This window comes from Pseudomonas sp. 51_B (assembly GCF_017491595.1).
Lineage (GTDB): Bacteria > Pseudomonadota > Gammaproteobacteria > Pseudomonadales > Pseudomonadaceae > Aquipseudomonas > Aquipseudomonas promysalinigenes.
Genome location: NZ_JAFGYW010000610.1, coordinates 1 through 240, shown reverse-complemented (window position 1 = coordinate 240; position 240 = coordinate 1). Strand labels below are relative to the sequence as shown.

The window sequence follows — 240 nt, the reverse complement described above, 5'->3', positions numbered from 1 at the left end:
GCACCGCAGCCATCGACGGGTTCTGCAGCTTGGCCAGCTCCGGCTGGGTCATGATGCCTAGCGAAAGCACGTTGACCAGCACCAGGAACAGCAACACGGTGATGAAGCCGATGACCGTGGCCTTGCCGACATCCGACCGGCGCTGTGCGCGCCCCGAATAAACGCTGGCGCCTTCGATACCGATGAACACGAACACGGTGACCAGCATCATGTTGCGCACCTGGCTCAGCACATTGCCGA

Annotated in this window: 1 protein-coding gene; it reads right to left on the bottom strand. The window is 61.7% G+C overall.

The window, feature by feature from the left end; genetic code table 11:
* Nucleotides 1-240 (bottom strand): amino acid permease (locus J5M56_RS26410; protein ID WP_207938239.1); only part of this gene is annotated, 240 nt, incomplete at both ends.